The 16,549-nt window shown below is 72.4% G+C and carries 9 protein-coding genes; all 9 read right to left on the bottom strand.

Translation table 11 applies throughout. From position 1 onward, the window contains the following. Positions 1–9 precede the first annotated feature (9 nt). Positions 10–2,034, bottom strand: coding sequence for an alginate lyase family protein (locus tag ACWGJ2_RS24100; protein WP_453348265.1), 2,025 nt, complete (start codon positions 2,032–2,034; stop codon positions 10–12). Next, entirely contained in the window at positions 2,031–4,310 is a 2,280-nt protein-coding gene (locus tag ACWGJ2_RS24095) for a bi-domain-containing oxidoreductase (protein ID WP_453348264.1), read from the bottom strand. The genes ACWGJ2_RS24100 and ACWGJ2_RS24095 overlap by 4 nt, the downstream gene beginning before the upstream one ends. 25 nt (positions 4,311–4,335) lie before the next feature. Further along, complete coding sequence (asnB, locus tag ACWGJ2_RS24090) at positions 4,336–6,264, bottom strand: asparagine synthase (glutamine-hydrolyzing) (protein ID WP_453348263.1); 1,929 nt, start codon at positions 6,262–6,264, stop codon at positions 4,336–4,338. Between the two features lie 3 nt (positions 6,265–6,267). Beyond that, entirely contained in the window at positions 6,268–7,809 is a 1,542-nt protein-coding gene (locus tag ACWGJ2_RS24085; protein ID WP_453348262.1) for a Wzz/FepE/Etk N-terminal domain-containing protein, read from the bottom strand. After that, positions 7,806–9,200 (bottom strand): Wzz/FepE/Etk N-terminal domain-containing protein, encoded by a 1,395-nt coding sequence (locus ACWGJ2_RS24080; RefSeq protein ID WP_453348261.1) that lies wholly within the window; start codon positions 9,198–9,200, stop codon positions 7,806–7,808. The genes ACWGJ2_RS24085 and ACWGJ2_RS24080 overlap by 4 nt, the downstream gene beginning before the upstream one ends. Further along, the gene (locus tag ACWGJ2_RS24075; protein WP_453348260.1) at positions 9,197–10,471 is read right to left on the bottom strand and encodes a glycosyltransferase family 4 protein; all 1,275 of its coding nucleotides are present in this window, start codon (positions 10,469–10,471) and stop codon (positions 9,197–9,199) included. The genes ACWGJ2_RS24080 and ACWGJ2_RS24075 overlap by 4 nt, the downstream gene beginning before the upstream one ends. Next, entirely contained in the window at positions 10,464–11,828 is a 1,365-nt protein-coding gene (locus tag ACWGJ2_RS24070) for a nucleotide sugar dehydrogenase (protein WP_453348259.1), read from the bottom strand. The genes ACWGJ2_RS24075 and ACWGJ2_RS24070 overlap by 8 nt, the downstream gene beginning before the upstream one ends. 73 nt (positions 11,829–11,901) lie before the next feature. Continuing rightward, positions 11,902–13,335, bottom strand: a complete 1,434-nt coding sequence (locus ACWGJ2_RS24065) for a sugar transferase (protein ID WP_453348258.1) — start codon at positions 13,333–13,335, stop codon at positions 11,902–11,904. 709 nt (positions 13,336–14,044) lie between these two features. Then, positions 14,045–16,495, bottom strand: coding sequence for a HelD family protein (locus ACWGJ2_RS24060; protein ID WP_453348257.1), 2,451 nt, complete (start codon positions 16,493–16,495; stop codon positions 14,045–14,047). Positions 16,496–16,549: the final 54 nt, after the last annotated feature.

The following is a 16,549-nucleotide window of genomic DNA, read 5'->3' as shown; positions in this document are numbered from 1 at the left end:
CGCGTCCTCCTAACCCCGGAACCTGAGTACGGTGGTGAACTCCCCCGCCGACGCGGTGCCGTCGGTGAATCCGGTGCCGACGAGCGTGGTGGAGGGTTCCTTGCGTCCGAAGCCGGGGGAGTACCAGCCCAGCGGAGGATCGGTCTCGCCGCGATGCGCCCGCCAGCTCAGTTGTCCTGGCAGGTCGAGCACCGCGAAGCGGTCCTCGCCGTCCCGCGTCCAGGTGAGCACTGCCCAGTTGCCCACCAGGTCAGCGGCGATCGCCGGGCCGAGGTGGAACGCCAGGTGCACGGCACGGCGCGGGCCGCGTACCTCGTCGGTCACCCTCAGCTCCTGCTCGGCGGCCGTCAGCTCCACCCGGCGACGGTGCACGGAGCGCCCGTAGCCGTCGTGCTCGGCGCACCAGCGGGCCACGCCCCTGCCGGAGGCGCCGGAGGTGTCCGCGGTCCCGGGGGTGTCCGGGGCGGCGCCGGAGGTGTCCGCGGTCAGGACGCGGCTGCGGGCATGCCGGGTCCAGAGGAACGGGCCGCCGGAGACGGACTGGTCGGCGCCGTCCAGTTGCAGGGTGTTGTGTCCGAGCGTCGACCGGAAGTACCGCCGCCACTCGGGCTGCCCGTGGTAGCAGAACGTGCCCGGGTCGGCGAGCACGTCGACCCCGTCGTGCCGGACCTCCACGGACAGCGCGTCCGCGTGGGCGTGCGCGGCGATGGACAGGAAGCCGTGCGGTCCGCCGTCGCAGCGGCACCAGATCTCCCCGGTCTTCCCCGGACCGCGCAGGATGGTCATGCCCGCGTCGGCGAAGTGCGCCGGGCGGGTCGCCGGACGCGCCACGTCAGGTGCGCTGCCGTCCTTCGGGTACGGCCGGATGAGCGCGGCCAGCAGCGGGGTGCGCACATCGGTGCCGGTCACCGTCGGCCACCAGGGGCGAGAGCCGAACACGGCTTCCCCGGTGGCCAGCAGCGAGGCCCAGCGGTCGGTGCCCGCGCCGTCGACGATCAGACCGTGCCCGTCGTCCGCGTCCCCCTGGCGCGGTGGCCGCGTCCGGCTGTCCACGACGGCCGCGAGCGCGTCGGTCATCCGCAGCAGCACCAGCCGGACCGGAGCGGGGACCGGCACGTCGGCGGCGTCCGCCTCGGCCACCGCGGCGAGGCCCAGCTCCAGCACCAGACCGTGGTACTCGGTCGCCAGCTCGCGGTTGAGCCCCGAAGCGAAGGTGTTGCCCCGCAGATGCCGCTCCAGCGACCGCAGCGCGTCGGCCCGCCAGCGCGCGGAGGAGGGGAACCAGCCGAACGCGCAGGCGGCGGCGAACTGCCCGGCGGCCTCGGCGATGACGTGGTTGTTCGCCGACGAGCCCCGGCTGGGGAAGGCGGCCAGCCAGCGCTGGTGGTGCCAGATCTGGTTCAGCGCCACCGGGTTGTCCTCGAACAGCCCTGCCGCGCCCGGCCAGTTGTCGAGCAGCCGCCGGATCCACACCCACGACAGCAGCCGGATGCCCAGCTCGATGCCGCTGATCCAGTGCACCCCGCGCAGCGGCGGGTTGCCCGCCCACCACGAACGCAGGTGCGCGGCCACCCGCTCGGCGTACCGGTCGTTGCCGGTGATGGCGTAGGCGACAGCGAGCACGGTGAGGTACTGATGCCGGGACGGCTCCCAGATCTGCTTGATGTCCCCGACCGCGTCCTCGTCGCGGTACGGCACGTCGAAGGCGTAGCCCGGCGTGGCCCGGCGCCCGGTCTTCGGGTCGTACCACCAGTCAGGGTCCGCCAGATCGTCGCGGTGCACGCCGAAGTATTCGGCGTGCCCGTCCATCAGCCGGTCAGCGTCCGCGACGAGACGCTTCGCGGCGTCCGGTGGTATCGCGGCGAGCGCCTCGGCGGGCAGCGCCGCCGTGAAGCGGGCGCCGGACACGCCCGGGCACTCAGGGGGTGCCGAGCGCCACCGCCGTCTGCGCACCGCGTCGCCCACCCGGCCGCCGACCTCCCGCGGCCCCATCCGGGAGAGCCGCCGCAGGTACCAGCCCGCGTTCACGCTCATCGCGCTCTCTCCAACGTCACGGGCACGCCGCTGGTCAGAGCGGTCCGCACGGCGAGGGTGGCCGCGGTGGTGGCGGCCAGCGACTCCAGCGGCACCGGCATCGGCCTGCCGGACCTGACGGCCTTGACGAACGCGGCCAGCTCGGCTTCCTGGCCCTTGTCCCGCGCCTTGGGCAGCCGCGAGCTGACCCACTTCTTCTGCCCGTACACCGATGCACGCGTGAAGTCGTCGAGCCGCAGCACCTTGCCGTCGGCGGCGAGGTCCAGCGTCTCCTTGGGGAAGCCCGCCGCTCCGGTGGTGACGTAGCTGATGGTGGCGGTGGACCCGTCCGGGTAGCGGAGCACGGTCTGGACGTCGCCGCTGCCCTCGTTGCCGGACGTGGCGACCGCGTACACCGAGACCGGGTCGGCCCCGAGCAGCCAGCTCACCGTGTCGATGAAGTGCCCGCCCTCGCCCGCGAACCGCGAGCCCTCGGTGCCCTGCCGCAGGTACCAGCTCCCGTGCTCAAGGCGGCCCGCGTTGATCAGGTAGCGGACGCTCGCCGGTCCTGTCCGGGCGCCGAACCGCTTCCTGGCCTCTTGCAGCAGCGGCGCGAACCGGCGGTTGAAGCCCACCTGTATCCGGTCGTTGCCGGACTCCTCCACCGCCGCGAGCACGCCGGACAGCTCGTCCTCGGTGAGCGCGAGGGGCTTCTCCACGAACACCGCCTTGCCCGCCAGCAGCACCCTCCGGGTCAGTTCGGCGTGCGTGCTGTGCCGGGTGACCACGAACACCGCGTCGATGGACGGGTCGCCGAGCACGGCGTCGAGATCGGTGGTCGCCCCGGCGAAGCCGAACTTGCGCTGCGCGTTGGCCGCTGACAGCGCCGTGGTGGTGACGACCGTGGACAGCTCGACGCCGTCGCGCTGCGCGAGGTGCGGCAGCAGCATCGACGTCGCGTAGTTGCCCGCGCCGACGAACGCCAGCTTCACCGGCGCCTTGGCGGACCGGGCGGCGGCCGGGGCGGACGCACCGCCGCCGGGCCGCTTCACCGAGGGCACGGTCACCGCCGGGGCCTTGGTCTGCGCCGGGGCCTCCGCTTCCGCCTCCGTTTCCGCTCCCGTCGGCGCCTCCGTCCCCGTCGAAGCCTCGGCCTCCGCCGCCTGCTCAGCGGGCCCCGGATACCGGAACAGCACGGCCACGGCCTTCAGATCGCCGTCCTTCAGCCGCTGGTACGTCCCGACGGCGTCGTCGAAGTCGGCGATGTGCGAGACCAGGGGCTCCACGTCGACGCGCCCCCGGGCGCAGAGGTCGAGGAAGCACGCCAGGTTGCGGCGCTCCGTCCAGCGCACATAGCCGATCGGGTAGTCCCGCCCCTCCAGTTCGTACTCCGGGTCGTAGCGCCCGGGGCCGTACGAACGGGAGAACCGGACGTCCAGCTCCTTCTCGTAGTACGCGTTCCACGGCAGGTCCAGACGGCACTTGCCGATGTCCACGACCCGGCCCCGGTCCCGGCTCAGCCGTGCCGCCAGCTCGACGGGCTGGTTGCTGCCGCCGCCGGCGGCCAGATACACCTGGTCGACGCCGTGTCCGCCGGTCAGCTCGGCGACGGCGGCCTCCACGGCGGCGGACGCGGGATCGCCGCAGGCCGCCGCGCCCGCGCGCTCGGCCAGCTCGCAGCGCGCCGGGTCGGGGTCCGCCCCGACGACGCGTACTCCCGAGGCGGCCAGCAACCGCACCACCAACTGCCCGATCAGCCCGAGGCCGATGACCAGCGCCGAGTCGCCGAGCTGCGGTTCGCCGCGCCGGACACCCTGCATCGCGATCGCTCCGACGGTGCCGAAGGCCGCGTGCCGCGCCGCGAGACCGTCGGGCACCGGCGCGTAGAGGTTCTTCGGCACCCAGTTCAGCTCGGCGTGCAACGCGTGCTCGTTGCCCGCGCAGGCCACGAGGTCCCCGGCCTTCACCTCGTCGATCCCGGCGCCGACCTGCTCGACCACCCCGCACAGCGAGTAGCCCAGCGGGGTGTAGGAGTCCAGCTTGCCCATGACCTTGCGGTAGGTGGCGGGCAGCCCGTTGGTGGCCACGCTCTGCATGACCTTGGCCACCTGGTCGGGGCGGGAGCGGGCCTTGCCCACCATCGACATCCCGGCCTCCGACACCTTCATCAGCTCGGTCCCGGTGGAGATCAGCGAGTAGGCGCTCCGCACCAGCACGCCGCCCGGCTTGCACCCCGGCACCGGCACGTCGAGCAGCGCCAGTTCGCCGCTCTTGTAGTTCTGCACAACCTGTTTCACCCGAGCTCCTCTTGTTTCCACGCTGTCAGGCCGCCCGGCTCTGGCCGGAGCCGGAGATCGCGTCGCGGTACCAGTACTCCAGGGTCAGCACGTGCCACAGATGCTTGGAGAAGTCCCGCTGCCCGGCGGCGTCCTCCGTGACCATCCGGGCCAGCGCGTCGCGGCGCAGGAGCCCGGAGTTGACGAGCACGCCGTCGTTCACCACCTCGCGCACCAGCGGAGCCAGGTCCCGGCTCATCCAGGCCCGCAGCGGGGCGCTGAACAGGCCCTTGGGCCGGTACACGATCTCCCGGGGCAGGACGGAGGTGGCCGCCTCCTTGAGGACGGCCTTCCCCTGCCGTCCGACGATCTTGCGGTCACCTGGCACGGCGAACGCCGCCCTGACCACCTCGACGTCCACGTACGGCACCCGCACCTCGGTCGAAGCGGCCATGCTGGAGCGGTCCGTGTACGCGAGGTTCAGGCCCGGCAGGAACATCCGCGCGTCGCCCAGGCACATGCGGTTGACGAAGTCGTCCAGCTCGTTGTCCTCGTAGACGTCGGCGTGCTCCGTCAGCACGTCCTCGACCGTCCCGGCCAGGTCAGGATCGACCAGGGCGAGCAGCTCCTCCTGGTCGTACATGGTGTAGCTGCGCCGGAACGCGGTCTCCTCCGGCAGCTCGGCGAAGGAGAGGAACCGCTTCGCGAAGCGCACGGAGCGGTACCCCCGGCGGGCCGACGCGACCGGCAGCCGGTCCACGGCCCGGGACACCCCGCGCCGCAGGGGACGGGGGACGCGCTGGTAGCGCAGCGCGAGCAGGTTGGCCAGGTGCTTGCGGTACCCGGCGAACAGCTCGTCGGCGCCCATCCCCGAGAGCATCACCTTGACCCCGGCCTCCCGGGCGGCCTCGCAGATCAGGAACGTGTTGATCGCGGCGGGGTCGCCGATCGGCTCGTCCAGGTGGTACGTCATCCGCGGCAGCAGGTCGAGCACGTTCGGAGCGATCTCGATCTCGTGCAGGTCGACGCCGAACCGCTCGGCCACCTGCCGGGCGTAGCGCAGGTCGTCGGGCATCGCCTCGAACCTGGCGTCCTCGGCGCGGAACCCGATCGTGTAAGCGGAGATCCCGGGCTGGTGGCGGGCCGCCAGCGCGGTCAGATAGCTGGAGTCGAGACCGCCGGAGAGGAACGTCGCCACGGGCACGTCGGAGAGCAGGTGCTGCCGGGTCGACTCCTCGACGATGGCGGCCAGGTCCGGCAGTTCGCCGCTCCGGGCCCGCTCCCGCCCCTCTGCCGCGACGTCCTTGAGGTTCCAGTACCGGCCGCGCTCCACCCGCCCGTCGGGGCGGCACCGCAGCCAGCTCCCCGGCGGCAGCTTCTCCGCCTCGCGGTACGCGCAGCGCGAGTCCGGCACCCAGTAGTACAGCAGCGAGGCCACCAGCGCCCCGTGGTCCACCTCCAGCGAACCGCCGGTCACGGCGGCGAGCGCCTTCAGCTCGGAGGCGAACACCAGGCCCCCGCCGCGCCGGAGCAGGAACAGCGGCTTGATGCCCAACTGGTCGCGGGCGAGGACCAGTTCGCCGGTCCGCTCGTCGAAGACACCGAAGGCGAACATGCCGCGCAGCCGGGGCAGGCAGTCCGTGCCCCAGCGCCGCCACGCCTCCAGCACCACCTCGGTGTCGGAGGTGCCACGGAACCGCACCCCGGCGGCTGCCAGTTCGGCACGCAGCTCGGGCGCGTTGTACAGCTCGCCGTTGTACGTGAGGGCGAGGCCGCCCGAGACCATCGGCTGGGCGCCCGTCTCCGACAGGTCGATGATGGCAAGACGGCGGTGCCCGAGGTGGACCTCGCCGTCACCGGCGGGGTGGCCGTAGCGCCCTGCCCCGTCCGGACCGCGGTGGGCCAGGACGTCGGTGAGCCGCTCGGTCACGGCCTTCCCGTCCGGCCATCGGTATGTGCCTGCGATGCCACACATGTGTTACCTGGCCTCCTGGTCGCTGTACGGGACTCTTGCGGCCGGCTTCGACGGCCGCTCCGTCCGGGGCCGGTCTGTCCCGTGCTGCCGGGCCGGTCGGTCAAAAGGGCCGCGCAGTGCCGTGTGCGGCCCGTCCCACAGCGTGCCGTCGGTACGGTCACGCGGATCGGGGTCGACCAGCACCACACCGACCACCGGAATGCGCTGGTCGGCCAGCTGCCGCGCCACGGTGTGCAGCCACGCGGCACTGGCGTGCCCGGCGCGCACGACGAGCACGGTACGGGCGCCGAGGTAGTGCAGGTCGGTCCACGCGGTGCCGGGTGCGACCGTGCCGACGCCGAGCCTGCGCGTCTGATGTGGCACGGCTGCGGCACGCTCACCGCTGACGACGCTCGGATCCCCGGGCTTCTGGCGGCTGTTGGCCAGCTCCGTGCCCGGCAGGCCGTCGATGACGACCACCGGTCCCTCCGCCGTCAGCGCCCTGGCGACGTTCAGCGCGATCGTGCTCGTGCTGCGCGCGCAGCCCAGCTCCAGCAGCGACAGCGGTTCCGTCGAGCCGCGCACGGCGCGGGCCAGGATCGCGGTGATCCGTTCGCCCGCGGCGCGGGACCGCCGCCACTGCCACAGCCGTACCGGCAGGCGGGGCGCGCGGCGCAGCTCCGCGACGACCGAGGCCCCCAGGTTCGCCGCGATCTCCCGGCGCAGCACGGGGCGGTCGGCCACGACCACGCCGACCGCGGCCAGCGCGAGCCCGAGGACGAGCCCGAGGACGAGCCCGATCCCGGCGTTGGTGACGGCTGTCCTGGGCAGCGAGTACGGCACCGCGCGCGGGGTGTCCACGATCTTCGTGCCGGCGACGAGCCGGGGTGTGCCGGTGCGCGCCTCCTCGGCCCGCTGGTCGAAATCGGTGATCTTCGACTTGAGTTCGGCCCGGCGGGCGAAGAGCGACTCGGTGCTGGCCGACCCCTTCGGGCCGCCCTCCGCCGACCGGTCCTCGATCGTCTTGTTGACCTCGTCCAGCTCTTCCCGCATGCGGTCACGCTGGTCGAGCAGTGCCTCGGCCTCGGCATTCGCGGTCTCCCGCATCCGCCGCACATGGTCGGCGACGAAGGCATCGGCCAGCGCCCTGGCCCGGGCCACCGCCTGGGTCTCGCTGTCACCGGTCGCATCGATCTGGAGCAGGTTGTTGGTCAGCCCTGTGGCCCGGTAGTCCTGCATAAGGTCTTCCGGCTTCTCCCCGGACTTGAGGTACTTCAGGGCCAGTTCGGCGATCCGCGTGGTCCCCAGCAGCTCGACGTCGGTGCGGATCAGCGTTCCCGTGTCGTTCGGCTGGTCCTCCTGGTGCGCGACCAGCACCTTGGTCACCGCGGTCGGCGGTGGCGGCATCAGAACCGCGACCAGCATGCCGGCCAGCAACCCCAGCAGCGCCAGTGAGCACCAGAGGCGGCGGCGCCTGCGCACCGCCACCACCAGCGACTGGAGGTCCAGCAGCGGGGTGGTCGTCGACGGTTCGGCGATCGCGTCGGCGGTCGTGCTCGTCGTCACGCCGGACCTCCCGCCGTGTGGCCGCGCTCCGGGGGCGCCGTGGCGGCGTTCTCCGGAGGGTCGCCGCCGGTCCGTGCCGGACGGTCCTGGACCGGGCAGGCGACGACGGTGCCGACGACCTCGTGCCGCGCGTCCGCACACGCCTCGGCGATACCGGCCAGCTCCTCCGAGGTGCGGCTGCCCGCGCTGAGCACGACCAGGGCACCGGACTCGGTGTCGCGGTCCGGCACCAGCGGCCGGGACACCGAGACCTCCACCACCCGCAGCAGGGGGTATCCCTTGCCCGAGGGACCCGGAGCTGTGCTCCCGGCCTCGGTGACGAGCTGCCCCGCCGCCCTGCGGGCGATGTCGTCGCCGTCCGGCACGACGACCAACAGCCGCCGCGAGACGGGCAGTTGACTCCGGAGGCGGGCACACACCCGCCGGTAGCGGAGCTGTCTGCCGGCCTCGTCGACGGACGCACGCGGCTCCGGCATGTCCCACCGGATGTCGGCGCCCAGCAGTCTGCGGACCCGGGCCCGCGCACCACCGCCCTCCGGCCGGTGCGCGGCCCTTTCGCCCGGCACATCGACGGTGCCCAGCAGCGCCGAGCCCAGCGCCGCCGCCACCTCCGAGCCGGTGCGCGGCCGACGGTCGGCGCGTGCGGCGGCGAGATGGCCGACGACCGCGAGCAGGAAGAACAGCAGTGCCCCGCCGGCGATGAGCTGGGTCCTGGTGGGCGGTGCCGCGCCGGTCGGCGGGGTCGCCGGACCCATGACGACCATGTTGGCCTTGTTGTTCGCCGGGTCGGCCTCGTCCAGCTTCTTCATGGCCTCTTCCAGCGAGGTGCGCAACTGCTCCAGCGAGGTGCGCGTCTGCACGCTCTCCACGGTCTGTCCCGGATCGGCCGCCTCGGCCAGGGCCGTGATGTGGCGGTTGGTCTGCATCACCTTCTGCCGCAGCGCCTCGGGGCCCGCCGCCGTTTCGGGGTCGGTGCTGTCGCCCGCTATGCGCGCGGTGAAGCTGACGAACTGCTGGGCCACCTGGTCGGCGAGCCGCTGCGCGTGCTCCGGGGTGTCGGCCGTGCCCGAGATCTGGACGATGTTGCCCTCGGTGGCCTCGGCGCTCACCTGGTCCCGCAGTTCAGTGCCGCTGACGCCTCCCCAGTTGAGCGCGGCGGCCGCGCGGTCGACCACAGCGGAACTGGACGCGATCTGCGACTGGGTCAGCAGCTCGCGCTCCTCCCACTGCCCCGGCAGCAGTACCGATGCCGATGTCGTGTAGCGCGGCGGAAGCACCAGCGAGGTGCCGTAGCCGACGAGCGCGCCCACCACGGCGGCGACGGCGAGCAGACGCCAGCGCCGACGGAAGATCCGCCCGATCGTGACCAGGCGTATCGTGTCCTCACTCAACGACGCGCCTTCTTCCCGGTTTTCCCGGTCCGGACCGGAGCGCCCGCCGACACCGGAGGGTGTCCCTCGCAGGCGGCGGCGTAGGCGGCGAGCAGCGAAGCCTGCGAGTTCCGCCAGGAGAGCTGCCCGCTGATCCGCTCCTGGCCGATCTTGCCCATCCGGGACCTCTCCTCCGGATCGTCCAGCAGCCGCGCGATGTGTCTCGCGAACTCGGCCTCGTCGTTGGCGGGCGCGTAGACGGCGGCGTCACCGGCGGAGACCCGTGCCTCCCGGAGGTCGAACGAGACGATCGGGCGGCCCATCACCATGTACTCCAGGACCTTGTTCATCGTCGACACGTCGTTGAGCGGATTGCGCGGGTCGGGGGAGAGGCACACGTCCGCCGTGGACAGATAGCGCACCAGATCGGCGTCCGGAACCCGCCCCGTGAAGTGCACCTGCTCCGAGAGCCCGAGCTGCCGGGACAGCTCCACCATCGCGTCGAAGGTGTCGCCGCCGCCGACGAACACGGCGTGCCAGTCGGTACGCCCCAGCTCGTCGCGCAGCTTCGCGAGGGCACGCAAGGCGTAGTCGACGCCGTCCTGCGGGCCCATCACGCCGAGGTAGCACAGCAGATGGGGCTTGCCGCGCTTCAACTCGGGCTCGGGCGGCACCGGGTGGAACCGGTCGATGTCGGGTGCGCTGCGCACCACGAACACGTCCTCGGGCCGCTTGCCGCCACGCACTTGCGCCACGTCCCGGTAGCTCTCGTTCGTGGCGAGCACGACGTCGGCGGCACGGTAGGTGAGCCGCTCCAGCCCGCACACCGCGCGGTAGAGCAGGTCCTTGCCGCGGCCGAACCGGGAGAGGTACAGCTCGGGCACCAGGTCGTGCTGGTCGAAGACGAACCGCGTGCCGCGCCGCTTCAGCCACAGCGCGGGCAGGAACAGCAGGTCCGGCGGGTTGCAGGCGTGGACCACGTCGACCGGGCCGACCCTGCGGGCCAGCCGGAGCGTGTGCCACAGCGCCGAGCCGTACTCCCGCAGATAGCCGGCCGGTCCTCCGGTGGCGGCGCGCAGCGGGTAGCGGTGGATCCGCACCCCGTCGACCAGCGCCTCCGGCTCCGTGTCCCGCTTGCTCCCCCGGGGACAGATGACGTGCACTTCCCAGCCCGCGTCGCGCAGCGTCGTGCACTCCTGCCACACCCGCCGGTCGAACGGCACCGACAGGTTTTCCACCAGGATCAGCGCGCGCCGGGCAGGCCCGGCGCCGCTCGTCGCGTCATCAGACAAGGCTCACGTACCCCGGTTCGGCCCGGCGCGCCTCGGCGTCGGGAAGGCGGATGAGGTCGACGATCACAGGCCCGTCGGCGTCGCCGTGGGGCAGTGCCGACAGCACGGCCGGGTCCCTGGTGCCGACCAGGCACACCTCGGCGTGCTCCAGCACCTCGTCGACGGAGTCGGCGAGCAACTGCGCCAGGTGCGGCAGCCGGGTCTCGATGTACTCGCGGTTCGCGCCGAGGAGCCGGGAGAGGCTCACGTTGGGGTCGTAGATCCGCAGGTCGTACCCCTTGCCGAAGAGCCGCTCGGCCAGTGCGACGAGCGGGCTCTCGCGCAGGTCGTCGGTGCCGGGCTTGAAGGACAGCCCGAACAGCCCGGCCCGGCGCTTCCCCGTGCGCTCGATCAGCTCCACCGCGCGCTCCAGATGGTCGGCGTTGGAGGGCAGCACATGGGCGAGGATGGGCACCGACACATCGGCCCGCCGTGCCGCGTGGACCAGGCCGCGCAGGTCCTTGGGCAGGCAGGAGCCGCCGAAGGCGAAGCCCGGCCGCAGATAGGCGGGGCTGATGTTCAGCTTGCGGTCGGCCAGGAACACGTCCATCACCTGGTGCGAGTCCACCCCGAGCGCCTGGAACACCGCGCCCAGCTCGTTCGCGAAGCCGATCTTGAGGCCGTGGAACGCGTTGTCCGCGTACTTGATCGCCTCGGCCACCGGGACCGGCACCGGGAACACCTCGCCGGGCAGGCCGTCGTACAGCGCCGCCACCACGTCGCCGCTCGCCGGGTCGAGGCGGCCGATGACGGTCTTGGGCGGGTCGAAGAAGTCCCGCACGCTCGTGCCCTCGCGCAGGAACTCCGGGTTGACCGCGACCCCGAAGTCCACCCCGGCCGTGCCGCCGACGTACTTCTCCAGGATCGGCACCAGCAGGTTCAGACAGGTGCCCGGGAGCATGGTGCTGCGGAACACGACGGTGTGCCGCCTGCCCCGCCCCTCGCGCTGTCCCTCGCCCTGCGCCTCGTTCTGTCTCTCGCGCTCCGCCAGCGCCGCACCGATCTGCTCGGTGACCCGCTCCAGATACGCGGTGCTCAGACTGCCGTTGGGCTCCGACGGTGTGCCCACGCAGACCAGCGACACCTCGCTGCCCATGACCGCCTCGTGGACATCGCCGGTGGCGCGCAAAGCGCCGGTCCGCACGACCTCGGCGATCAGCTCGCCGATCCGCTCCTCGACCACCGGGGCCTTGCCGTCGTTGACCAGGTCGACCTTCGCCTGGTTCACATCCACCCCGACGACCTCGTGCCCCAGGCTGGCCAGACACGCGGCCGACACGCAGCCCACGTAGCCGAGCCCCAACACGCTCACCTTCATGACGCGTTCCTCCCCCCGGACAGGCCCTTGTGGCCTGCCATCCGTGCGCCGGCCAGCCGGCGCCCCCCGTGCATCAGTAGGCCCCCTGACCCTGAAGAACCGCACGCAGCGTCTTCCACAAGATCACTGTGTCCAGGGCGAGCGACCAGTCCTCCACGTACCGCAGGTCCAGCCGGACGGCTTCCTCCCACGGCAGGTCGCTGCGCCCGCTGATCTGCCACAGGCCCGTGAGCCCGGGCTTGACGAGCAGCCGCCGCCGGATGTCCGGGCCGTAAGCGGCGGACTCCTCCGGCAGCGGAGGCCGCGGGCCGACGAGCGACATCGAGCCGGTGAGTACGTTGAAGAGCTGCGGCAGCTCGTCGATCGAGTACCGGCGCAGCACAGCCCCCACCCGGGTCACCCGCGGGTCCCGGCGGAGCTTGAACAGCAGCCCCGCGCCCTCGTTGCGGTCGGTCAGTTCGGCACGTGCCGCGTCGGCACCGGTGACCATGGTGCGGAACTTGAAGATGGTGAACACGCGGCCGTCCTTGCCGACCCTGTGCTGCCGGTACACCGCCCCACCCGGGCTGTCCGCCACCACGAGTATCCCGACGAGTACCATCAGCGGCGCGAACACCATCAGCAGGACCGCCGAGCCCAGCCGGTCGACGACCTCTTTGATCACCCGGCGGCCCCCGATGAAGACCGGCATGCTGACGCGCAGCAGCGGTATCCCGAGCACCGCGTCGATGTGCAGCCGCGGGCCTGCCACCTCCATCAGCACGGGGGCCACGACCATCTCGGCATCGCTGCCTTCGAGGTTCCAGGCCAGCCGTTGCAGCCGCTCCGGTGACCAGTGCGCGTCCGGTGTGATCGCGACGACGCGGTAGCCGTCGCGGCTGACATGGCTCGCGACATCCGTCAGCCGGCCGACGACCGGCACGCCGTCCAGGTGGTCACCGTCACCGTCGGACCCGAGACCGTCCGTTGTGCACACCGCCTCCACACGCCAGCCGAGGTGCGGGAACCTGCGGACCCGGGTGATCAGGTCGCGCACGGTCTCCGGGCTCCCGGCGGCGAGCACCGGTCTCAGGCACCGCCCTTCCTTGCGCTGTCTGTGCAGCCAGAGGCGCAGCAGATACCGCACTGTCATGGTGACGAGTGCGATCGCGGGGATCGCGACGAAGATCCAGAGCTTGATGTTGCGCGAGGTCAGGGCGATCCCGCCCAGCGCCAGCACGACGACCGCCGCGAAGAGCGAGCGTCCCAGCCGACGGAACTCCTCGGCGCCCTGGCCGAGCACGGCCGGAGCCCACGCCCGCGTCGCCGCGAGTGCTCCCAGCACCAGCAACTCGGTGCCGAAGGCGAGAATCCCCCAGTTCTCGTGCCAGTTGGCCGCGTCCCTGACCCCGAAGAAGCCGCCGATCGCCATCACCACGAAGGCGGTGGCCCCGGTGTCCCCGGCGATCACGGTGCGGCGGTACCGCTGCTCCCAGTCGATCGCGGGCTGACTGAGTGACCCGTCCACCGGCCGCCCGCGCACCGGTGGAAACGGGCTGACTAAATCCCCCTGCTGAACCGACCCCCCCGGGTCGCCAGTGGGCTCGACGCGTTTGCTCCCCACGGTTCCTCCCCCCGGGAGGCCCCCGCCTCCCGCACAAATGACATATCCCGGCTGTTGCAGCGCTACGTGAACACCCCGACAGACGGCAGCGGACTCGCGAGTCCTGCCGGCTCTTGAGGTGCGCGGGACCGTCGAATTCCCCGGGTGCTCCCCACACCCAGGGCCCCCTCTCAGGTTCCAGGAACTGAGCACTCCTCTGTCCGGCGTCGGGGACACGATCGCTGGTCATCCGTGTCATCGGACCTATAGATCGCTATTTGTCGCCTCGTGTCCAAACATGAGAAGCAGGGTCAATGTAGACCATCGGAACCCGTTTGGAGAGGGGGATGTGTGCAACTTGTGATTAAACGTTGAAGTCGCATCCATCAAACGATGGCCGAATGCGAGTGCCTCGGCGACGAAGGCATGCCGTGTGACCTGTGGTGACGGGATCTCCGGGCCGCCGGGGCGGCAGCCCCGGGCGGCCATTCCCAGTGGTGTGACCAATGACGGGACCAATGGCGGAGCCAGCGGCAGTGGGGCGACCGTCCGCACAGCGGTCCCGGGGCGGAGAGGGCCCGCGCGTCACAGGGGGCGCACGGACATCCCCGGTTCACGGACATCCCCGGTTGGTTCAGGGAACGCCTTCGTCGTCGCGCCGGAGCGTCATGCGGTCGACCGCGACGGGCGGGGGCCCGGTGTGGAGGACGCCGAGGCGCTGGGTGGCCCGGGTGAGCGCCACATACAGGTCGCTGTGCCCGTGCGGCGTGGCGAGGATTCCGGCCGGGTCGGCGACGAGGACGGAGTCGAACTCCAGGCCCTTGGCCTGTGCGACGCCCAGCACCACCACGCGAGCCGTGAGATCGGGGTGTGCGCCGAAGGAGGCGCCGGGCAGGGAGCGGGCGACCGCTGCGGCCAGTTCGCCGGTACGGCGGTCGGGCACGATCACCGCGAGGCGCCCCTCGCCCAGCAGCCAGGCCTCCCGCGAGGCGAGCCTGGCCAGCCTGGTGGGCAGTGCCCCGCTGGTGGTCCGCAGACGCCAGGGCGGCACCCCGGTCCTCCGCACCGACCGGGGCGGCTCGGTGCCGGGGGCGAGGGTGGTGAGGAGGCCGGAGGCGACGTCCATGATCTCTGCCGGGGTGCGGTAGTTGACCGTCAGCCGGGCGAGACGCCACCGGTCGCCGACGTGGGGACGGAGCAGCCGGTCCCAGGAGCCGACGCCCTCCGCTCCGGCGCTCTGGGCCATGTCCCCGACGAGGGTCATCGAACGGCCGGGACAGCGCCGCATCAGCAGCCGCCAGGCCATCTGCGACAGTTCCTGCGCCTCGTCCACGATCACGTGCCCGAAGGCCCAGGTACGGTCCGCCGCGGCCCGTTCCGCGACGGTGCGGTGTGCGGTGTGGCGGTGGCGTGCCGCGAGGTGTCCGGCATCGAGCACATCGACGGGCGTCAGCGTCTCGCGGGTGCCACTGGCGCCACCGGCACCACCGGTGTCGCCGTCGTCGCCGGAGTACGCGTCCGCGGTGAGGTCCAGCACCTCCTGGGCGTAGGCGGACTCGCGCGCGTGCGCGCGTGCGGTGCGCGCACGCGCGGCCTGGCCGTCCACGCCGAGCAGTTCGGCGGCCTCGTCCAGCAGGGGTATGTCGGCCGGACTCCAGCCGCCCGGTGCACGCGTCAGCAGGGCCCGCTCGGACTCGTCGAGGCCCGGTGCGGCACGGGCGAGCAGGTCCGGGTCGGCGAACAGCTCCGACAGCAGTTGTCGGGGCGTCAGTTCCGGCCACAGTGCGTCGAGTGCGGTACGGAGAGCGGGTTCCGCCAGCAGCTCGCGGCGGACAGCGGCGATGTCCGCCTCGTCCACCACATCCGGCACCGCCGCCTCCCGCACGCTCTCAGGATCCCCGCCGAGACGCGCGAGGTCGCCCCGGACCGCACGGTCTATGTCGGCCTCGGCCAGTACGTCGGCGACCTCCTCCTCCAACCGGTCCGCGAGCCGGCGAGTCTGCTCCGCGAGGCGGCGGGCGAGCCGGCCGGTGACCTCCCGGACGAAGACCTGCCGGGCCTCGTTGTGCGGCAGCCCTGTGGCACGGGCCTGCCGCGCCGCGCGCTCACAGACGTCCCGGTCCAGGCCGAGGGCGTCGCCGTCGCGGGTGATGAGGGTGCCGGTACCGGGAGGTGCCTGCCGCTGGCGTACGGCGGCGGCGATCACCTCGGCCAGCACGACGCGCCCCTTGAGCGCGGACGTCGCCGCCGGTTCCGCACGGTCGGGGAGGACGCCGGGGAACAGCTCGCCGACCGTCGAGAGCAGCACACCGGTCTCTCCCAGGCCGGGCAGCACCTGCCCGATGTAGGTGAGGAAGGTGGTGCTGGGCCCCACGACCAGCACTCCGCGTGCCGCCAGGTGCGGCCGGCTGTGCAGGAGGTAGGCGGCACGGTGCAGGGCGACAGCGGTCTTGCCGGTTCCTGGCCCGCCCTGCACGACGAGGACCCCGCGGTGGTCGGAGCGGAGGACGGCGTCCTGCTCGGCCTGGAGGGTCGCGACGACGTCGTGCATCCGGCCGGTGCGCCCGGCGTCCACCGCCGCCAGCAGAACGCCCTCCCCGGACAGGTCCTCGTCGCCGTCGAGCAGCGCGCTGTCGAGGACCTCGTCGTCCAGGTCCACGACCCTCCGGCCGCGCGTGACGATGTGGCGTCTGCGGCGTACTCCCTCCGGTGCGGCGGGGGTCGCGACGTAGAAGGGCCGTGCTGCCGGGGCCCGCCAGTCCACCAGCAGCGGGTCCCGCCCGTCATCAAGCGCGGCCCGCAGCCCGATCCGGCCGATGTAGTACCTGCTGCCGTCGCGCAGGTCCAGGCGCCCGAAGCACAGCCCGTTCTCCGCGGCCTCCCACCTGGCCAGCGCTCCGGAGAGGCGGGCATGCGCGGCGTCCCGCTCCGTTCTGGCCTGCGCGGTGCCCCCGCTCTCCCGCAGCAGCGCGGCCAACTCGGCCGACGTCCGCGCGCGGAGTTCGTCGACGCGCCGGTACAGCATCGACACGTATGCCTGCTCACGTCCGATCTCGTCGCGGCGTACCGGGTTCCGAGGTGGCATGTGGCACCGCCCCTCCCTGTCGCTGTTCTCGGGGCCGGGGCCAAGAATGCGGGA

The organism is Streptomyces sp. NPDC054796, from assembly GCF_053611545.1.
This window is presented reverse-complemented; position numbering and strand designations above follow the sequence as displayed.